Consider the following 17,744-nt stretch of genomic DNA (forward strand, 5'->3'; position numbering starts at 1 on the left):
CGCCCGCGACGCCTGGCCCGAATGTCACCTGCAGTGGAACCCCCTCGCAGGCCTTGGCTGGGTCGAAACCCGCCACGGCACCTACGGTGGCAGCTGGCTTAAGCCGTCGAACCTCGACGCCACCGGCCGCCCCGACCCGAAGATTGTGGGCATTCCGCTCGACGGCACGAATAACACGGTGCGCATCGAGGACACTGACGGCGGCCTCCTCGACGGCGACACGGAATTTGACCGCGCCGTGGGCCCTCTCCAGTTCATTCCCAGCACGTGGGAACACTTCGGCCTCGACGCGGACGGCGACGGCGTCGCCGACCCACAGCAGATTGATGACGCCGCGCTGAGCGCCGCCAATCTGCTCTGCGATAACGACCGCGATCTCGCCGTGGAAGAGGATTGGCTCGAGGCCATCTACGCCTATAACAACTCACGCGACTACGTCACCCGCGTTGCCAAGGCTGCGAACTCCTACGCCGTGCCGCAGCCGGCAAACTCCTAAAACAAACCTTGCCAACGCCCGCCCGGATGCCCGCGCGGTCTCTCGTCGGGCAAAGGTGGGAAATGCCACACTTTCGGGCGTAATCGGGCACTCTGGCATGGTTTGCCCAGCTGAATCGGGCTGTGGCGGCGCTGTGTGAGCCGCCCATGTCTACTGTTCGGACTGTGACCTTGCTGATTTTTCTGGCCAGCCCCGCCACAGATCGCAAAAATCTGGAACAATTATGGGCGGAATAAAAAACTTCCTCGTTTCAGGCTGGAGCGCATAGAACGTAACGCGCACTGCCGGGCTGATTCGAACCCTTTCAGACCACACACAATGTTTACAGGAGTGAGCACATAATGGCTGGCATCATGCACGTATTTGGCCGTGAAATTCTGGATTCCCGCGGCAACCCGACCGTTGAGGCTGAGGTTTTCCTTGAGGACGGTGCACACGGCGTCGCCGGCGTGCCGTCCGGTGCGTCCACCGGTGTCCACGAGGCCCACGAGCTGCGTGATGGTGGCGACCGCTACCTGGGCAAGGGCGTTCTCAACGCTGTCCACAACATCAACGAGGAAATCGTCGATGAAATCGCCGGTATGGAAGCTGATGATCAGCGCCTCGTCGACGCCAAGCTCATCGAGCTCGACGGCACGGAGAACAAGTCCCGCCTCGGCGCCAACGCCATCCTCGGCGTGTCCATCGCCGTTGCGAAGGCTGCCGCTGAGTCCGCTGGCCTGCCGCTCTACCGCTACATCGGTGGACCGAACGCCCACCTCTTGCCGGTTCCGATGATGAATATCGTTAACGGTGGCGCCCACGCCGACTCGGGCGTTGACGTCCAGGAGTTCATGATTGCCCCGATCGGTGCCGAGTCCTTCTCTGAGGCTCTGCGCATGGGCGCTGAGGTGTACCACTCTCTGAAGTCCGTTATTAAGTCCAAGGGCCTGTCCACCGGCCTCGGTGACGAGGGCGGCTTCGCCCCGGAGGCAGAGTCCACCAAGGCGGCTCTCGACCTTATCGTCGAGGCCATCAAGAAGGCTGGCCTGGAGCCGGGCAAGGACATCGCCCTGGCTCTTGACGTTGCCTCCTCCGAGTTCTACAAGGACGGCAAGTACCACTTCGAGGGCGGCGAGCACACCGCTGAGGAGATGGCCAAGGTCTACGAGGACCTCATCGCGAACTACCCGATCGTCTCCATTGAGGACCCGCTGCAGGAGGATGACTGGGAGGGCTACACCAAGCTCACCGCCGCCATCGGCGACAAGGTTCAGATCGTCGGCGACGACTTCTTCGTCACCAACCCGGCCCGCCTGGCCGAGGGCATCGAGAAGAAGGCCGCCAACGCCCTCCTCGTCAAGGTTAACCAGATCGGTACCCTCACCGAGACCTTCGACGCTGTCGAAATGGCTCACCGCGCCGGCTACCGCACCATGATGTCCCACCGTTCCGGTGAGACCGAGGACACCACCATCGCTGACCTCGCTGTCGCCCTCAACTGCGGCCAGATCAAGACCGGTGCCCCGGCTCGTTCCGAGCGCGTGGCCAAGTACAACCAGCTGCTGCGCATCGAGCAGGAGCTTGGCGATGCCGCCGTCTACGCCGGCCGCTCCGCCTTCCCGCGCTTCCAGGCTTAAAGCCTCGCGTCGCGCCCACCGCGTGGCATGCGCACAGCGCCTAGCGCGCTGACAACTATCCCGCCGTCTATTTCGGACGGCGGGATTTTTGCGTGCGGACTCGCGCCGCGCCCGGAGATCTGCACGGCGGCGGGCTAGGATGGGAAGTCCTATGGCACCCAGCTCGAAGAAGAAGTCGCGGACGACCGTCCCCGTTGCCTCTCGCGACGCGGACCGTCGTGCAGCTGCGCGCGCCGCCGTGAAAGACCGGGCGGAGGCGCGCACGCGCCTCGACATCCTGGGCTGGGGCATTCTGGTTCTCGCACTCATCATCGTGCTCGTCGCGGTGGCCATGCCGCTCAACAACTATTACCAGGGCCGCGCGGAGATTGCGCGCCTCAACGAGGCCATCGCTGCGAAGAGCGCGGAGAAGGAACGTCTCCTCACCGAGATCGACAAGTACCGCTCGGAGTCGTATATCGAGCAGGAAGCCCGCCGCCGCCTGGGCGTGGTGAAGCCAGGGGAGACCGCGTACCGCATCCTCGATCCTAAGATGACGCACGACTCCGCCGTGACGACGGATAAAACGCAGGTTGAGGACTCCCGCGACTGGTACACGGTCCTGTGGGACTCCTTCGCCGAGCCGCCCGTGGACAACGGCGCCGTCTCCGACAGCCCGATCGCCGCAGAAACCGGCGAGTCCGGCGAAATCTCCGAGGCCGTGTCCGNCCTGAAGGCGCGCAGGCCCCCGCCGAACCCGCCGCCCAGTAGTCGGAGCGACGCGGCCGCGGGGCGGTAGACGGCCGCGTTCTTCGCCTCCGCGCGCGGTGTGCGACAATATGGGGCATGACCGCGCAAGAAAACGACGCCGCCCAGCTGGCGGCCGATCTCGAGATCGTCAAGGAGCAGCTTGGCCGCTCGGCCCGCGGCGTGCTCGCCATCGCGTACCGTACTCCGGACGGCCAGCCCGCCGTTGTGAAGACCGCGCCGCGCCTGCCCGATGGCACGCCGTTTCCCACGCTGTATTACCTCACGGACCCGCGGCTCACGGCTGAGGCCTCGCGCCTCGAGGTCGCTCACGTCATGAAATGGATGGAATCCCGCCTCGCCGAGGACGAGGAGCTCGCTGCGGACTATCAGCGCGCCCACGAGCACTTCCTGGCTGAGCGCAACGCCATCGAGGACCTCGGCACGCAGTTCTCCGGCGGCGGCATGCCGGACCGCGTCAAGTGCCTCCACGTGCTCATTGCCTATGCGCTTGCCGAGGGCCCGCAGCACTTCCGCCTGGGCACCGAGGCCGTCGCCATGGCCGCCGAGTACAAGGATCTGCGCGGCACCGCCATTCCGCAGGACTGGCCGACGGTCGAGGAACTGGGCATCGACATGGCCCAATTCGACGTGCCCAACGCCTAGAACACGGCACGATTACACACACCGTATCTGCAAGGAGATTCCCATGACCCGTGTGGCAGCCGTCGACTGCGGCACAAATTCCATCCGTCTACTTATCTCGGACGTGCAGCCGGATGGCACCATTCGTGATATCACGCGTCTCATGGAGATCGTGCGCCTAGGCGAGGGCGTCGACGCCACAGGTGAGTTCGCCCCGGCCGCGCTAGAGCGCACCCGCGCGGCGCTCGAGAAGTACGTCAAGCAGATGAAGTTTGAGAAGGTCGAGCGCGTGCGCATGGTCGCCACCTCCGCCTCGCGCGATGCAAGCAACCGCGAGGAGTTCTTCTCCATGACTGCGGAGCTGCTTGGCGAGATTCAGCCCGGTGCACGCGCCGAGGTCATCTCCGGCGACGAGGAGGCGAAGCTCTCCTTTACCGGCGCGGTCGCGGACTTGGGCCGCGATGAGGCACCCTACTGCGTTATCGACGTGGGCGGCGGATCCACCGAGTTTGTGGTCGGCACCGCGGACGGCGAGCTGCTTGGCTCGCATTCGGCGCAAATGGGCTCGGTGCGTCTCACGGAGCGCATCATGCGTTCAGACCCGGCCACGGAGACGGAGCTGGAGATCGCCCGCGACTACGTCGCCGAGCGCATGGAGGATGTCCTCAAGATTGTGCCGCTCGACCAGGCGCGCACCTTCGTCGGCTGCGCTGGCACGTTCACCACGATGTCGGCGCTGGCTCAGGGCCTAGAACGCTACGACTCCGATGCCATTCATGGCTCCGTCCTGCGCTTCGATGCCCTGCGCGTGCTCATTGACCAGATTCTGATCGAGACCAGTGCCTCGCTCGTGCTCAACCCGGTCATTCACCCGGGCCGCGCGGACGTCATCGGCGGCGGCAGCATGGTCGTCCAGGGCATCATCGACGCCGTGGAGAAGGTCACCGAGGCCCGCTCCTTCGTCATCAGCGAGAAGGACATCCTGGACGGCATCATTGCAGGTCTCGCTGCCGAGCTTGCCGATGCCCCCACCTCCTAAAGGCCCGCACCTCCCACCGGGTGGCGCCTAAGGCCGCCCCAATTTTTAGTGCCCGTGGCGAGTGCAATAAGCTAAAGGCACCGAAGGCCCCCATAGCCCAATCGGCAGAGGCAGTTGACTTAAAATCAATTCAGTCAGGGTTCGAGTCCCTGTGGGGGCACCACACAGCACACAGCCAGGATTTTCCTGCGGCCCTGTGCGCATAATTCGGGGGAAATTCCATCAAGAGGCGATAGCTTTACTCGCATGAGTACTTCACCCATGTATGAGGGCCGACCGCTGGCTCGCCCCAACGACGACGTCGAGGATCAGGGCCTGACCTTCGACATTCAGACCATCCTTACCCGGCGCCGTCTCCTGGGCGTGCTGGGTGTCGGCGCGGGCTCGGCCGCGTTGGCTGCCTGCGCGCCCGGCGGCCAGTCGGCTCCCAGCTCGACTGCGGCCGCGACGACGAGTGCGACGGCGAGCGAGGGGGCATCGGAAAGCGTGGAGCTTAATACGGAGACGGCTGGGCCGTACCCAGGCGACGGCTCGAACGGTCCGGACGTGCTGGAGGAATCCGGCATTGAACGCCGCGACCTCACGTCTTCGATCGAGGGCGGCGGGAGTATCACGGGCACGCCCATGACGCTCACGATGAACCTCATCGACATCTCCAATAACAATGCGCCGCTCACTGGCACTGCAGTCCGCAGGGCGAGTACTCAATGTATTCGGACGGCGTGACAGGCGAGCCGTGGCTGCGTGGCGTGCAGGTCACCTTCGACTCGCTCGTGCCGGGCTGTTACACGGGGCGCTGGCCGCACATTCACTTTGAGGTCTTTACCTCCATCGGTGGCATTAAGGATGCGACGAATAACGTGTTCACCTCGCAAATCGTGGTGCCGGAAGACGTGGCGCGTGCTGTCTATGAACAGAGTGAGTACAACGGCTCGACGCGCAACCTCGACAGAATCACGCTGGAGACAGACAACGTGTTCTCCGATGGCTGGGACGCGCAGACGCCGACGGTGACGGGGTCTGTGGCCGACGGGTACGCGGTGAGCATCGACGTTCCCGTCGACCCCACCACGAAGGCCCAGGTCGCGGCGGTGCCCATGCCGGGCCAGGGCGGACCTGGGGGCGAGCCGCCGGAGGGCAGCCCGGGCGCGGCGCAGGCGAATGAGTCCGCGTAAGAAACCCCAACGCGCGGGCGGGAACTTCCGCGCGACTTCATGCGTTAAATAGAGGAGAAGAACAAAAACTCTGTGAAAGGACAGTGACTTCCGTGCGCTCTAGCAACCCGGTCATGAACTCTCTGACCAGCTCCAGCCAGGACAGCTACTCTGCAAACCCGTACGCTGGCAGCTCTTTTGACGGCAACCACTACGCACAGCAGGGCTCTGCTGAGCGTCCCATGACCGTTGATGACGTGGTGACGAAGACCGGCATTACCCTCGCCGTCATCATCGTCGGCGCCATTGTCAACTTCGGCATCGCGATCTTTGTGAGCCCAGGTCTGGCCTCGCTGCTCACGCTCGTGGGTGCGCTGGGTGGCTTTGCGACGGTCCTCGTGGCCACGTTCGGTAAGAAGTGGGGCTCTGCGGCCACCACGCTTATCTACGCCGTCTTTGAGGGCCTGTTCGTGGGCGGGTTCTCCTTCATGTTCACCAACGTGACGGTCGGCGGCGCGTCCGCTGCCTCGCTCATCGGCCAGGCGGTGCTCGGTACCGTGGGCGTGTTCATTGGCATGCTCTTCGTCTACAAGACGGGAGCGGTGCGCGTGACGCCGAAGTTCAACAAGATCATGCTGGGCGCGCTCGTGGGGGTGGCTGTGCTGGCGCTGGGCAACCTGTTGCTCGCGCTGTTTACCGGCTTCAGCCCGCTGCGTGACGGCGGCCCGTTGGCGATTATCTTCTCGCTCGTGTGCATCGTCCTCGGCGCGCTGTCCTTCCTCACGGACTTCGACCAAGCAGACCGTCTCATCCGCGCGCAGGCTCCGGCTCGCAACGCCTGGGGCGTGGCGCTGGGGCTCGCCGTGACGCTGGTCTGGCTCTACACGGAGATTCTCCGTCTGCTGAGCTACTTCCAGAATCGCTAAAAGCTTCTAAAACACAGTGCCCGCGGTGACTAGGTCACCGCGGGCACTGTCGTATTTCGTGGGTTTTGAACAGGCCCTATAGCAGCTTCATGGGTAGTACCTGTATGTTGGCTTAATTTCACTTTGGTTATTTGGGGTAGGCGGGGGTAGCCGCTTTAGGCGTTGTGACGCGCGCGTCTGCACGGTTGACATTGTGGCTTCCAACGCATATCCTGCGGACTTTAATTGCTCTTTACTTTCGTGTTTAAAAGTCTTTATCCGGTTCGGTATTTCTTAATTCTGAGAATTAAGCTGTGAGGGGGAATTCGCCAAATATATTGGGCACAATTGTCCGTGGGGGACACGCTCAGGGCGGTGGTACCTGCGGGGGAGGTGCCACCGCCTGGCGCGGCGGGGGCACTGCTACTCGGGGGTGGTGCCACTGCCGCGTGGCCGTCCTGAGGGGAGGGCGGGCACGCGAAAGCCCGGCCGCACTACGGTGCGGCCGGGCTTTGAGTGTTAGCGTGCTTACTGAGCCGGCTGCTGAATGGTAGCGGCAGTGGCAGCGGCGCCCTCGACGCCTTCCTCAGCGGTGGCAGCAGAGCCCTCGACCGGGGTGGCCTCGCCCGCAATGGCGGCGGCCGGGGTTGTGACCGTGGTTGCGGTGTTGTCTGCAGACTTCTCTGCGGTGACGTTCGGTGCCTGGGTCACGGCGTTGGTGACCTTGACCTCAGAGTCCTTCTCGTGAGCCGGGTGGCATGCAGCAAGAGAGACAGCGGCGGCCACGAGAGCCACAGAAGCAGTGAATTTCTTCATGATGAACAATCCTTGGGTGATGAGAGAAATTAAGCCCCGCGCGGGGTAGCGGCCTTGGCAGAGTCGTACGGAGCGGCGGACTCGATGGTCACCGAGATGGTCTTGCCATTGGGGGCGGTGTATTCACGGGTCTCGCCCTCGTGCGCGCCGAGGATGGCGGCGCCCAACGGGGACTGCTCGGAGTAGGTCTCCAGGTCCTGGTTGTCCGAGGCGGCAGCGCGGGTACCGATGAGGAAGGTTTCCTTATCTTCTTCGTCACCGTTGTAGTAGACGTGGACAACGGTGCCGACGTTGGCGACGCCTTCCTCGATACCGGAACGCTCGGTGGTGGAGTTCGCGAGGACCTCGGAGATCTGCTTGATGCGGGCCTCTTCCTGGTCCTGCATCTCACGCGCGGCGTCGTAGCCGGCGTTCTCTTTGAGGTCGCCTTCCTCGCGGCGCTCGTTGATTTCCGCAGCAACGACCGGACGGTGGTCGATAAGAGCCTGCAGCTCCTCTTCGAGCTTGGCCTTGGTTTCCGGAGTGATGTATTGCTTCTGGTGCTCAGCCATGCGGCGACCTTCCCTTAAAGATGGATTGTGAGGTGTGCTGGTGCAACCAGCATAAGGGCCCAGCCGCAACGAGCGGCCAGACCATGTGTGACTCAAAATTTTAGCACAGCGATATGCCCACGTCGGCCATGGTGTGGTTAGCGGTTTGGAGAAAGTGCGTGCGCGGGGCGCGGTCTAGGACTCGACGTTGTACTGTGGGTTCTCCGTGTCGAGGTACGGCGGGACAAGGCTGGAGCAACCGTAGACGCCGCCAGCGACGGCGCGGGCGTTGGTGGGCACGTCGACGGAGACACGGATCGACTCCTTGCCGTCGGGAGCAAGGGCGATTTCGCGGCGGCCGACCTCGACCTTCTCGTAGTCGTAGGCGACGAGAATGCAGTAGGCGGCTTCCTCAGGACGCGAGCGCGTGATGTCAGCCCACACGCGCGTGGTGTCATCGCTGATGATCTGCTGGGTGACCATGGAGATTTCAGCGTTCGTCTGCTCGCGCGACTGGAAGTAACGGAAGCCGTAGAAGATCGTGGCAATGATGACGGCGACGAAGACCAGCGCGATGGCTTTGCTCGTGATGTTGAAGGAGTCTTCGCGGGATTCATGGTTGGTACGTTCCGCGTAGCGGGCGGAACGGCGCGACTGGCCGCCATCAGATGTGCTCATGGAGACCTAGTTTAGCCGGTGTTCGCGTGTGCCAGAAAGTGGCTTAAACTGTGTAGGGTTACAAGCTTGAAGCGATGAGAAACGATAGTAGGGATTACCGATGAGCGGATTGCGCCTCATGGCCATTCACGCGCACCCGGATGATGAGTCGTCCAAGGGTGCAGCGACGACCGCAAAGTATGCTGCAGAGGGCAACGACGTCCTTGTTCTTACCTGCACCGGCGGCGAGCGCGGCGACATTATCAATCCGGCGATGGACAAGCCGGGCATTGTGGAAAACATGGCTGAAGTGCGCCACGAAGAAATGGCACGCGCCGCCGCGGCCTTGGGCGTGCAGCACCAGTGGCTGGGCTACGTCGACTCCGGCTTGCCGGAGGGCACCCCGGAAGAAATTGAGAACCTGCTGCCCGAGGGCTGCTTTGCCAAGCTCGGCGATGACAACGCGGCGCAGGCGATGGTCAAGGCCATTCGTGACTTTCGCCCGCACGTCATCGTCACCTATGACGAAAACGGCGGCTACCCGCACCCGGACCACCTCATGGTTCACCGCGCGTCCATGATCGCGTGGGAGAAAGCCGGCGACGCGGACTACCACCCGGAGCTGGGCCAGCCGTGGGAGCCGCTCAAGCTCTACTACACGCACGGCTTCGTCTTCCAGCGCATGAAGCTCTTCCACGACGAGCTGCTGGCAGCGGGCAAGCCGAGTCCGTACGCGCCGATGATGGCCCGCTGGGACACGACGTTCGGCGACATCATGTCCCGTGTCACCACGCAGGTCGAGTGTGGTGATTACTTCGAGCAGCGCGAGGCGGCGCTGCGCGCCCACGCGACGCAGATCGATCCGGCCGGCGCGTTCCTTATTACGCCGGCAGCGGACCAGCGCCGCCTGTGGCCCACGGAGGAATTCGAACTCGCGCGCACCCGCGTAGCGACGGATCTTCCGGAGACCGATCTATTTGCGGGCATCCAAGAAAAAGAGGAAGCTTAAGCCATGACCATTGTTAGTACTCTCGCCGCTGCTACGTCCTCCATGCAGCCGACGCTGTACGTGCTCGCGCAGTCGACCGCGTCAGATGGCCCGATGGGCCCTGAGTTTGGCAAGGCCTCGCCCATTGGCCTGCTCGTCCTCGCGCTCATGGGTGTCGCCGTGCTGACCGCTGGCTGGTTCTTCCATCGCCGCTACTCGCGGTTCCGCCGCCGCCAGCTCTTCGCGCAAGATCACGGCATTGATCCTTTCGATCAGGAGGCTCTCGATGCCGCGATGAAGGACGCCGGCATTTACGACAACAGCAAGAAGTTCATCTTCTAGTCTCGTGCCTACACACCCGCGGGATGGCCTCGTGCCGCTCGCGGGTTTCTCATGTCGCGGGTGCGGTGTCCCGTCTCATGGGGGATAGGCTCACCCCCGTATGCTACGGTAAGCGGTATGTTCGTTCACCGATTTTATTTTGGCAAGGCTCCGGGTATGACCCGCGCGCTTGCCACGTTGTCGGCATAACGCACACCTTTTAAGCCCGGAGCCTTGAAGCAGCCCTCACGATGAGGAGCTGCTTTTTGTTTGCCGCTCCGAGGCTTGGAAGCTTGCGGGGCGGCGGCTCATCCCGAACCACAGAAAGTTTCCCGCGATGTCCGCACCCGTCTCCCTGTCCCACCCGGCCTCGACGTCCAACCGCCGTGTCCGCGCCTTCCATGAGCTGCCCACGCCGGCCGAGCTCCAAGCAGAACATCCGCTCACCCCGGAGCAAATGGCCGCCGTCGAGCGTGACCGCCAGGAGATCGCGGAGGTCTTCGACGGCGAAGATGACCGCCTCGTCGTGGTCGTTGGTCCCTGCTCTATCCATGACCCGGTAGCGGCGATGGACTACGCCAACCGTCTGGCGCCGCTCGCCCGCGCGCTGTCGGACGACCTCAAGGTGGTCATGCGCGTGTACTTCGAAAAACCGCGCACGACGGTGGGCTGGAAGGGCCTGATCAACGACCCGCACCTAGACCAGAGCTTCGACATTCCGGGTGGCCTGCGCCTGGCCCGCAAGATCCTCACCGACGTTGTCAACCTGGGGCTGCCCGCCGCATGCGAGTTCCTGGAGCCGAACTCCCCGCAGTACTACGCGGACGCCGTCGCCTGGGGCGCCATCGGCGCGCGTACGACGGAGTCCCAAGTTCACCGCCAGCTCGCCTCCGGCATGTCCATGCCCATTGGCTTCAAGAACGGCACAGACGGCAACGTCCAGGTCGCCATCGACGCGGTGGGCGCCGCCAGCAAGCCGCACTTCTTCTTCGGCACCTCGGATGACGGCGCCCCGTCCGTCGTGGAGACGGACGGCAACCGCCACTGCCACATCATCCTGCGCGGCGGGACGAGCGGACCGAACTTTGAGGCGGCATCGGTAAGCGCCGCGGTGGAGACGCTGGGGGAGGATGCGCGGCTGATGATTGATGCCTCGCACGCGAACTCCGGCAAGGATCACGTGCGCCAGGCTGAGGTCGCGCGCGACATCGCGGCGCAGGTCGCGGCCGGCAACGAGCACATCGCGGGCATTATGCTCGAGTCCTTCCTCGTGGACGGCGCGCAGAAGCTGGGCGATGACCCGAGCGAGCTCACCTACGGCCAGTCGATCACGGATAAGTGCATGGACTTCGACGTCACTGTGGATTTGCTGGCAGAACTGGCCTCGGCGGTTCGCGCGCGGCGTGCGGGGCGCTAGACTAGACACCGTGAAATTTGAGCCACGACTGCCCGCGCTGCCGAAGGTCCTCTACCCGTTGTACGAGGCCCGGCTTCTGCGTGATCTCAAGGGCGTTCCGCAGCCCAAGCACGTGGCGATTATGGCGGACGGCAACCGTCGCTGGGCGCGCGAGGCTGGCTTCGACGATGTGAGCCACGGCCACCGCGTGGGTGCTGCGAAGATCGGCGAGATGATCGGCTGGTGCGCCGACACCGAGGTCGAGGTCGTCACCATTTATCTGCTCTCCACGGAGAACCTCAAGCGCTCTGCGGAGGAAGTAGACCTGCTCTTCGACATTATTTCCGATGTCATCGAACACCTCTCCAGCATGGAGCTAGACTGCCAGGTCCGCCTCGTCGGCCACCTCGATCTGCTGCCCGAGGTGGTGTCCTCGCGTATGCAGGCGGCGGCGGGGCCGACGAAGGACAACCAGGGCATCATCGTCAACGTCGCCGTGGGCTACGGCGGACGCCAGGAGATCGTGGACGCCGTCCAGAACCTCATCCGCGCCGAGGCTGCCGCTGGCACCTCCGCGACGGAGATGGCCTCGCGCATTACTGCGGAGTCCATCACGTCGCACCTGTACACGAAGGGGCTGCCGGACCCGGACCTCGTGATCCGTACCTCTGGCGAACAACGCCTGTCCGGCTTCCTCCTGTGGCAGTCCGCGTATTCAGAAATCTGGTTCACGGATACGTACTGGCCGGCGTTCCGCAAGATCGACTTCCTGCGCGCGCTGCGCGACTATTCCCATCGTTCCCGGCGGTTTGGCAAGTGACGACGGTCTTTTACACCAGCGTCTACGGCGCGACCCGCGAGTATGCGATGGAGCTGGGGCGGCTTCTCGATGCCTCCGTGGTGGACTTCGCCGACGCCTCGCTTGCCCCGTCCGACGGACCCGTGATCGTGGCTTCTTACGTCCACGGACCTAGCATCCCGGCCGCGTCCTTTATCAAGGACCACGACTTTGGCACGCGTCCCGTCGCCGCGGTGGCCGTGGGCATGACGCTGCTCGAAGCCGCGCGCGAGAAGGACCAGCTCGCCGGCATGGTCCCAGACGTTGCGCGTTTTTACCTGCCTGGGCGCATGAACTACTCGGAGCTGTCCGCCGCGCACCGCACGGTGATGATGGGCGTTATCTCCGCGCTCAAGCTCAAGCCGCGCAAGTCGGACAATGAGCATGCGATGATCGACGCCTACGACCAAGACGTCGATCGCGTGGACTTTGCAGAGCTGGCGCCCATCGTGGAGTGGGCTCGCGCGCACGGCGCTTAAAGTTTGCGCATGCGTACGCGCTCGACGTGGTGATTCTCGCCCTTGCGCAGCACCAGTGAGGCGCGCACGCGCGTGGGCAAAATATTCTCCACCAAGTTGGGCAGGTTGATGGACTGCCAGATTTCACGCGCCTGCGTATACGCGCGTGTGTCATCCAAGTCGGCATAGTGGGAGAAGTGCGCGCCGGGCTGGCGGAAGGCGGTCTGGCGCAGCTTGAGGAAGCGCTCGATGTACCACTTCTCGACAATCGAGGTGCGGGCGTCGACGTAGACGGAGAAATCCACGAGGTCAGAGACCATGAGCGTGGGGCCAGTCTGAAGGACGTTGAGGCCCTCCAGGATGAGGATGTCGGGCTGCGCGATGATCTGCTTCTCACCCGGCACGATGTCGTAATTGATGTGGGAGTAGACGGGGGCTTCGACCTTCGGGCGGCCGGACTTTACCTCGGTGACAAAACGCATGAGCGCGCGGCGGTCATAGGACTCGGGGAAGCCCTTGCGGCTCATGAGCCCGCGTTCCTTCAGCGTGGCAGTGGGGTAGAGGAATCCATCCGTGGTGACGAGGTCGACTTTGGGGTGGGACTCCCAACGCTGCAGCAGTACCTGCAGTAGACGCGCCGTGGTGGACTTGCCCACAGCCACGGAGCCGGCGACGGCGATGACGAACGGGACGTGATTAGGTGGGTTGCCCAGGAAGTGGTCCGTGGCCGTCGTGAGCTTCTGGCGGGCGGAGACCTGCATGTGGATAAGGCGGGAGAGCGGCAGGTAGATGTCTGCGACTTCGTGAAGGTCAATGTTTTCGCCGATGCCGGAGAGCTCCTCGACCTCGGTGGCCGTGAGCACTTGCGGCATGGAGTTGCGCAGTGCCCGCCACGCTTCGCGGTCGAAGTCGAGGTACGGGCTGGGATCGGTAAAGCGCGCCATGGCGTCCATTGTCGCACCTGTCCGGCGTGGAGCGGCGAATGACCCCGGGTTGGGCTCAAACGAGTTCCGCGAGGTTCGGGTGTTTCCCGGCTGTGAGCTGCTCTATGATGATAGGCAGCGTGCCCGGGTCAAGCCCCCGCGCCGCCCTGCAGGACTTTCAGACACGATACGTAAGGGACGTTAATGACTGCTAATAATGATGTGCGTTACCAGGAGATGCGCGAGCTCGACCCGGAGGTCTTCCAGGCCATCGGCGGCGAAATCTCCCGTCAGCGCGACACCCTTGAAATGATTGCCTCGGAGAACTTCGTGCCGCGCGCCGTGCTGCAGGCACAAGGCTCCGTGCTCACCAACAAGTACGCGGAGGGCTACCCGGGCCGCCGCTACTACGGTGGCTGCGAGAACGTCGACATCATCGAGGACCTGGCCATTGCCCGCGCCAAGGAGCTCTTCGGCGCCGAGTTCGCCAACGTCCAGCCGCACTCCGGTGCGCAGGCCAACGCAGCAGTGCTCTCCGCCTTGGCCGAGCCGGGTGACAAGATCATGGGCCTGTCCCTGGCCCACGGCGGTCACCTCACCCACGGCATGAAGCTCAACTTCTCCGGCAAGCTTTACGATGTCGCCGCGTACGAGGTCGACGCTGAGACCATGCGCATCGACATGGACAAGGTCCGCGAACAGGCCCTGGCTGAGAAGCCCAAGGTCATCATCGCCGGCTGGTCCGCCTACCCGCGCACCCTCGACTTCGCCGCGTTCCGTGAGATCGCGGACGAGGTCGGCGCCAAGCTGTGGGTCGACATGGCCCACTTTGCCGGCCTCGTTGCCGCTGGCCTGCACCCGTCCCCGGTTCCCTACGCTGACGTCGTGTCCACCACCGTTCACAAGACCCTGGGCGGCCCGCGCTCCGGCATGATTCTTGCCAAGGAAGAGCTTGGCAAGAAGATCAACTCCAACGTTTTCCCGGGCCAGCAGGGCGGCCCGCTCATGCACGTCATCGCTGCCAAGGCCATCGCGCTGAAGATCGCTGCGTCTGAGGACTTTAAGGACCGCCAAGCCCGCACCCTCGAGGGAGCGAAGCTTCTCGCCGAGCGCCTCACCGCCGAGGACACCAAGGCCGCTGGCGTCGACGTCCTCACGGGCGGAACCGACGTCCACCTCGTGCTTGCGGATCTGCGCAACTCGGAGCTCGACGGCCAGCAGGCCGAGGACCTCCTCCACGAGGTCGGCATCACCGTCAACCGCAACGCCGTCCCGAACGACCCGCGTCCGCCGATGGTCACCTCTGGCCTGCGCATCGGCACCCCGGCCCTGGCTACCCGCGGCTTGGATTCCGCCGCCTTCACCGAGGTCGCGGACATCATCGGTACCGCCCTGGCCGCCGGCCAGAAGGCCGACGTCGCTGCTCTGCGCGCCCGCGTGGAGAAGGTCGCCAAGGACTTCCCGCTCTACGAGGGCCTCGAGGACTGGAAGCTGGTCTAAGCGGTCTACAATAGCGGGCCATGCGCCTGCTTATCGTCGACAACCACGACTCCTTCACCTTCAACCTGGTGGAGTACGTGCGACGAGTCACCAACACCGAGCCCACGGTGGTGCCCAATGACACCCCGTGGGCTTCGGTCGATCTTGCGGCTGCCGATGCCGTCCTCATCTCACCCGGTCCCGGTACCCCAGCCAACCCGGCGGACCTGGGCATCACCGCCGATGTCCTGCGCGAGTTCGATGGCCCGATCCTCGGCGTATGCCTGGGCCTGCAAGCCATGGTGCACCTCGCCGGCGGCACGGTCGGACCAGCTCCGCGCCCTGCCCACGGCGAGGAAGCCCTCGTCGCCCACGACGGCACGGGTCTCTTCCGCGGTCTGCCTAATCCGCTGCCCGTCGTGCGCTACCACTCGCTCGCGGCCACTGAGGTTCCGGAGCGCTTTACTGTGACGGCAACGCTCACCGACGCTACGGCTGTCGAAGACGGCATGGTGATGGGCATAGCAGCTACCGAACGCCCCCGCTGGGCCGTCCAATTCCACCCCGAGTCCGTCTGCGCAGAAGCTGGCGAGGCGCTCATCGCGAATTTCCTGGAGCTCGCCCGCGCGCACTACGCGTCCGAGTTTTTCGCCGTGCGCACCCTCGATCACGCCATCGACCCGGCGGCCGTCGCGGCGCAGCTCACCGGCAACCGCTTCTGGCTCGCCGAGGGCGAATTCAGCATCCTCGGCGACGACTCCGGCCCGCGCGCCCGGCATCTGTCCTTCGACGTCACCCGCGACGACGTCTTCGCCGAGCTTTCCGCCGAACTCGCTGCCCACCGCCTGCCTGACCGCGTGGGCCCGCCGATACCCGGCTGCGGTTTCGCGCTCGGCTGGGTGGGCTACTTCGGCTACGAGGTGGGAGAGCAGGTCCTGCCTGCTCTCCGCGGCCGCCTGCCCCACGCGCCCGGCCCGGACGCCGAGTTCGTCTTCACTGACCGCGCCGTCGTCATCGACCATGCCCGCGGCGTGACCCATTGTGTGAGCCTGCGTGGCGACACTGACTGGGACGTGGCGACCGCGGACGCGCCCGCCGCCATGCGACATCCGGTCACCGCGCGGCTCGTCCACGACGAGGCCGACTACCTCGCGCTCATCGACCGCGCCCAGGCGGCCATGGCGCGCGGCGAGTCCTACGAGGTCTGCCTCACCAACCGCCTTGAACTCCCGACGGCCCCCGAGCCGCTCGGTGCGTATCTCAACCTGCGCGCGGATAACCCGACGCCGCGCGGCGGCTTTATCGACTTCGCAGGCAACGCGCTGCTGTCCACGAGCCCCGAGCTTTTCCTCGCCGTCGACGCGAATGGCCGCGTGACCTCGAAGCCCATCAAGGGCACGCGACCCCGCTCCGATGATCCTGCCGAAGACGCCCGACTCAAGTCCGAACTCGCCGGCGCGAAGGAACGCTCCGAGCTGCTCATGGTCGTCGACATGGTCCGCCACGATCTCTCGCGCGTCTGCGAACGCGTTGCCGTGCCCGCGCCGTTTATCGTGGAAAGCTACGCCACGGTCCACCAGCTGCTCTGCGTCATCGAAGGCCACCTGTGCGCCGCGGCCGCCACGCGACCTGCCGCTACCGCAGTCGATGTCCTCCGCGTCGCGTTCCCCGGCGGCTCCATGACGGGCGCGCCCAAGCTGCGCACGATGGAGATCATCGCCGCGCTTGAGGACACGTGGCGCGGCGTGTACTCCGGCGCCTACGGCTACCTCGGCCTGAACGGCGCGGCGGACTTCTCGATGACCATCCGCGGCCTCGTCATCCCCGGCCTCGACGCTCGCGCCGCGGGCGCACCGGCTGCGTATTACGGCATGGGCGGCGCCGTGCTCCACGTGAGCGACCCCCAGGCTGAGTGGGAGGAAACCCTCGTGAAGACGCGGCCGCTGCGCGCCCTGGGAGTGGAGCTCTAATGCGCGTCGATTCTTTCCTCGTCCGCGACGGCCGCGCCATCCGCCCCGACCTGCATCGCGCCCGCTTCGGCGCTGGCTATCCGTCCCTCGACGCGGTGCCGTGCACCGGCGAGTGGTTCCCCCGCATCACCGACGCTGGCGTCGACGTCCGCCCCGCGCCGCCGCTGCGCCGCACGACCACGCTGTGGATCCCGGGGAGCGAGGACCCACGCACCGCGCCGCGCGTCAAGGGGCCTGACTTGCCAATGCTCGGCGAGTTGCGCGCGCAGGCCCGCGAACATGGCGCCGACGATGCCCTGCTCCGCGCAAACGGTCACGCGCTCGAGGCCGCCAACGCCGCGCTCCTCGTCTTTGACGGCCGTGACTGGATCCAGGCTCCCGAATCTCAGACCCTCGCCTCGACCACAGTCACCGCCGTCGTTGAGGCCGGACTCCTGCCCGCGCCTCGCCGACGTGCCATCCCGCTCGCCGAATTAAAGAAATCTCCGGCTCTCGTCGCGAGCGCCCTCCACGGTTTGACGCCCGTCGTCGCGTGGGTCCACGACGGCCAGACGACCCCCGCGCCCGCCGTCGAGCTCGACGCCGCCGCTCTCAACGCAGCCCTGTGGCAGTACGCCGAGCGCCTCTAAGCACGAAAGCCATGTCCCAACAGCAATAAGCGCTGGTCGCGAAAAATCCGCGTCATGGCGCGACCTGCGCTTATTGCCAACGGGACAGTGCCTTCGTGAAGGAGACACGAAAAATCGCCGCGCCCGCAGGCAACGGCGATGGGAAACGGGACTAG

General features: G+C 64.7%; 20 protein-coding genes and 1 tRNA gene. 17 read left to right on the forward strand and 4 right to left on the reverse strand.

Annotated elements, in window-relative coordinates:
• From BN9444_RS06515 to BN9444_RS06550, 9 genes are all read left to right on the forward strand, one after another.
• On the forward strand, positions 1 to 496 hold a 496-nt coding region (locus BN9444_RS06515), incomplete at its 5' end, for a lytic transglycosylase domain-containing protein (protein WP_141681573.1).
• Between the two features lie 341 nt (positions 497 to 837).
• Complete coding sequence (gene eno, locus BN9444_RS06520) at positions 838 to 2,115, forward strand: phosphopyruvate hydratase (RefSeq protein WP_066491368.1); 1,278 nt, start codon at positions 838 to 840, stop codon at positions 2,113 to 2,115.
• A gap of 151 nt (positions 2,116 to 2,266) precedes the next feature.
• Positions 2,267 to 2,893: an FtsB family cell division protein gene (locus BN9444_RS06525; protein ID WP_068801622.1), complete on the forward strand. Its 627-nt coding sequence runs from the start codon at positions 2,267 to 2,269 to the stop codon at positions 2,891 to 2,893.
• A 47-nt stretch (positions 2,894 to 2,940) separates the two neighbouring features.
• On the forward strand, positions 2,941 to 3,507 hold the full coding sequence (locus BN9444_RS06530; RefSeq protein ID WP_066509577.1) for a DUF501 domain-containing protein: 567 nt from the start codon (positions 2,941 to 2,943) through the stop codon (positions 3,505 to 3,507).
• A 43-nt stretch (positions 3,508 to 3,550) separates the two neighbouring features.
• The gene (locus BN9444_RS06535) at positions 3,551 to 4,525 is read left to right on the forward strand and encodes a Ppx/GppA phosphatase family protein (protein WP_066491363.1); all 975 of its coding nucleotides are present in this window, start codon (positions 3,551 to 3,553) and stop codon (positions 4,523 to 4,525) included.
• 86 nt (positions 4,526 to 4,611) lie between these two features.
• A tRNA-Leu gene (locus BN9444_RS06540) sits at positions 4,612 to 4,688 on the forward strand.
• An 83-nt stretch (positions 4,689 to 4,771) separates the two neighbouring features.
• Positions 4,772 to 5,251, forward strand: coding sequence for a hypothetical protein (locus tag BN9444_RS15460; RefSeq protein WP_329601858.1), 480 nt, complete (start codon positions 4,772 to 4,774; stop codon positions 5,249 to 5,251).
• Positions 5,233 to 5,700, forward strand: a complete 468-nt coding sequence (locus BN9444_RS15465; protein ID WP_329601859.1) for a peptidase associated/transthyretin-like domain-containing protein — start codon at positions 5,233 to 5,235, stop codon at positions 5,698 to 5,700. Before BN9444_RS15460 ends, BN9444_RS15465 begins: the two co-directional genes overlap by 19 nt.
• Positions 5,701 to 5,792: 92 nt before the next feature.
• The gene (locus BN9444_RS06550) at positions 5,793 to 6,605 is read left to right on the forward strand and encodes a Bax inhibitor-1/YccA family protein (protein ID WP_068802157.1); all 813 of its coding nucleotides are present in this window, start codon (positions 5,793 to 5,795) and stop codon (positions 6,603 to 6,605) included.
• Positions 6,606 to 7,112: 507 nt separating this feature from the next.
• On the opposite strand, the gene BN9444_RS06555 is transcribed toward BN9444_RS06550, so the two are convergent.
• The 3 genes from BN9444_RS06555 to BN9444_RS06565 form a co-directional block, all read right to left on the reverse strand.
• Positions 7,113 to 7,400 (reverse strand): hypothetical protein, encoded by a 288-nt coding sequence (locus tag BN9444_RS06555; RefSeq protein WP_068801623.1) that lies wholly within the window; start codon positions 7,398 to 7,400, stop codon positions 7,113 to 7,115.
• A gap of 29 nt (positions 7,401 to 7,429) precedes the next feature.
• Positions 7,430 to 7,951, reverse strand: coding sequence for a transcription elongation factor GreA (greA, locus tag BN9444_RS06560; RefSeq protein ID WP_066491344.1), 522 nt, complete (start codon positions 7,949 to 7,951; stop codon positions 7,430 to 7,432).
• Between the two features lie 174 nt (positions 7,952 to 8,125).
• Positions 8,126 to 8,608: a DUF4307 domain-containing protein gene (locus BN9444_RS06565; RefSeq protein WP_066491338.1), complete on the reverse strand. Its 483-nt coding sequence runs from the start codon at positions 8,606 to 8,608 to the stop codon at positions 8,126 to 8,128.
• A gap of 100 nt (positions 8,609 to 8,708) precedes the next feature.
• Between BN9444_RS06565 and mca the strand changes: the two genes are divergently transcribed.
• The 5 genes from mca to BN9444_RS06590 all read left to right on the forward strand — a co-directional run bounded on the left by mca (position 8,709) and on the right by BN9444_RS06590 (position 12,609).
• Complete coding sequence (gene mca, locus BN9444_RS06570; protein WP_066491334.1) at positions 8,709 to 9,596, forward strand: mycothiol conjugate amidase Mca; 888 nt, start codon at positions 8,709 to 8,711, stop codon at positions 9,594 to 9,596.
• Between the two features lie 3 nt (positions 9,597 to 9,599).
• Positions 9,600 to 9,917, forward strand: coding sequence for a hypothetical protein (locus BN9444_RS06575; protein ID WP_066491326.1), 318 nt, complete (start codon positions 9,600 to 9,602; stop codon positions 9,915 to 9,917).
• 316 nt (positions 9,918 to 10,233) lie between these two features.
• Positions 10,234 to 11,313: a 3-deoxy-7-phosphoheptulonate synthase gene (locus BN9444_RS06580; RefSeq protein ID WP_066491323.1), complete on the forward strand. Its 1,080-nt coding sequence runs from the start codon at positions 10,234 to 10,236 to the stop codon at positions 11,311 to 11,313.
• A gap of 28 nt (positions 11,314 to 11,341) precedes the next feature.
• Positions 11,342 to 12,112: an isoprenyl transferase gene (locus BN9444_RS06585; RefSeq protein ID WP_066509612.1), complete on the forward strand. Its 771-nt coding sequence runs from the start codon at positions 11,342 to 11,344 to the stop codon at positions 12,110 to 12,112.
• Positions 12,109 to 12,609 (forward strand): flavodoxin domain-containing protein, encoded by a 501-nt coding sequence (locus BN9444_RS06590; protein WP_066509583.1) that lies wholly within the window; start codon positions 12,109 to 12,111, stop codon positions 12,607 to 12,609. The genes BN9444_RS06585 and BN9444_RS06590 overlap by 4 nt, the downstream gene beginning before the upstream one ends.
• On the opposite strand, the gene coaA is transcribed toward BN9444_RS06590, so the two are convergent.
• A complete protein-coding gene (gene coaA / locus BN9444_RS06595; protein WP_066491416.1) occupies positions 12,606 to 13,532 on the reverse strand; it encodes a type I pantothenate kinase in 927 nt (308 codons plus the stop codon). The two genes, BN9444_RS06590 and coaA, sit on opposite strands and share 4 nt — an antisense overlap.
• 183 nt (positions 13,533 to 13,715) lie before the next feature.
• Here coaA and glyA point away from each other — a divergent pair, with 183 nt between their 5' ends.
• Genes glyA through BN9444_RS06610 form a run of 3 tightly spaced genes read left to right on the forward strand, consistent with a single transcriptional unit; the run spans position 13,716 to position 17,589 of the window.
• Entirely contained in the window at positions 13,716 to 15,011 is a 1,296-nt protein-coding gene (gene glyA, locus BN9444_RS06600) for a serine hydroxymethyltransferase (protein ID WP_066491318.1), read from the forward strand.
• Positions 15,012 to 15,031: 20 nt separating this feature from the next.
• The gene (locus tag BN9444_RS06605) at positions 15,032 to 16,960 is read left to right on the forward strand and encodes a chorismate-binding protein (protein ID WP_068801624.1); all 1,929 of its coding nucleotides are present in this window, start codon (positions 15,032 to 15,034) and stop codon (positions 16,958 to 16,960) included.
• Positions 16,960 to 17,589, forward strand: a complete 630-nt coding sequence (locus BN9444_RS06610; protein ID WP_066491312.1) for an aminotransferase class IV — start codon at positions 16,960 to 16,962, stop codon at positions 17,587 to 17,589. Before BN9444_RS06605 ends, BN9444_RS06610 begins: the two co-directional genes overlap by 1 nt.
• The last annotated feature ends 155 nt before the right edge of the window (positions 17,590 to 17,744 follow it).

Source organism: Corynebacterium phoceense (assembly GCF_900092335.1).
GTDB classification, from domain to species: domain Bacteria; phylum Actinomycetota; class Actinomycetes; order Mycobacteriales; family Mycobacteriaceae; genus Corynebacterium; species Corynebacterium phoceense.